We start from the raw sequence: 1,247 nt of genomic DNA, 5'->3' as shown, positions 1-1,247 counted from the left end.
GAACATTTCTATCAAACACGACTCTTTTTTAGCTAAACTTTATTAAGTAAACATTGGAGTAACAATCCCATTTGTCCAAAGCATAGCTGTTACAGCTAAAATAATAACTAGTAATATTAATCCACACGTTACAACCGAGCTGGCATAAATAAAGCCACGCTCTTCTGGAATATGCATAAGTATTGGTACGCCGGTATAAAGTAAGTAGACCGAGTAAGCTAGTGCAATAATTCCAATACACACTACAAACCAAAGTACAGGCCAAAAGGCGGCAAGCGCCGACATAAACACAGGTGTTGCAGTATAAGCTGCAAGTTCAAGTGTTTGTGTAAATGTAGGCTTAGAGCCAAATGTAACGGCCATCCAATGAGCCAAATACGCCAATGCAAAAACACCCGCTATTAAAGCAAAATACATTGCAACTGCAATTAATAGCGCACTATCGTGCGTTAAAAATACAGGATCGCCTGCGCCTATACTCCATCCTAAATAAACAGATGAGTAATAACCCATTATTGAAGGAAACAAAGCAATCAGTAAAATATGCGACAAACTATAGGTTAGACTTTCATGGCGATTATCTATTGTTTGCCATTCTTCAAGTGGGTGAGCATAAATGCCCCAGAGGTGATTTAGTATCATAGTGCTTACTCCATAAAAGGAACGTATTACTGTTTTGGTTGGTTTATTTTTATACAGTCTACGTACAGTTATGGTTCACTTATTTTGCAAAGTCAAGTTAACTCACTATTAACATTTTTGCACAGGTTAGGGCTTTGATTTATCCCAAACAAAATTTCGTGTTAAAATAATGGCATATCAAATTTATTTAGTAATGAGCAGTCAACGTGCCACATAGCCAACTTTTAGAGCCGATCAATAACTTTTTAGTGTGTACAACCCCACAGCAGTGGGTGGAGCAGGCAATTAAAAAAGAGAACTTATCAGTAATCTTAATCGATCACTTAATTTGTGAGTTAAAAGCGGCTCAAAGTGCGATGTTTTTAATACGTAAATACGCTGTTGATAAAGAGGGCAGTGATGCCTTACTCGAGTGGCTAAAGCCATTTGAAACGCTTATTTATAAGCGTGAAGGAAATTGGCGTGATCTCGCCGCTAAAAATAAGCTAACTAAATCAATAATTCCTAAATCTAATTCGCCATATGGACAAGATTTAATTGATAAAATGGTATTGTTGATAAAAGAAGAGTTGCATCATTTTTACCAAGTGCTCGAAATTATGGAC

The 1,247-nt window shown here is 36.7% G+C and carries 2 protein-coding genes; one reads left to right on the top strand and one right to left on the bottom strand.

All coding sequences use genetic code 11. The features are described from left to right. Positions 1-42: 42 nt before the first annotated feature. On the bottom strand, positions 43-642 hold the full coding sequence (locus H5072_RS19840) for a Yip1 family protein (RefSeq protein WP_182694563.1): 600 nt from the start codon (positions 640-642) through the stop codon (positions 43-45). A gap of 206 nt (positions 643-848) precedes the next feature. Between H5072_RS19840 and miaE the strand changes: the two genes are divergently transcribed. Continuing rightward, positions 849-1,247: tRNA isopentenyl-2-thiomethyl-A-37 hydroxylase MiaE (gene miaE, locus H5072_RS19835; RefSeq protein ID WP_310735907.1), on the top strand; the 399-nt coding region annotated here is incomplete at its 3' end.

Origin of the sequence: Pseudoalteromonas sp. SR45-5, assembly GCF_014163565.1 — a bacterium.
In the GTDB taxonomy this organism is placed as follows: domain Bacteria; phylum Pseudomonadota; class Gammaproteobacteria; order Enterobacterales; family Alteromonadaceae; genus Pseudoalteromonas; species Pseudoalteromonas distincta.
This window is presented reverse-complemented; position numbering and strand designations above follow the sequence as displayed.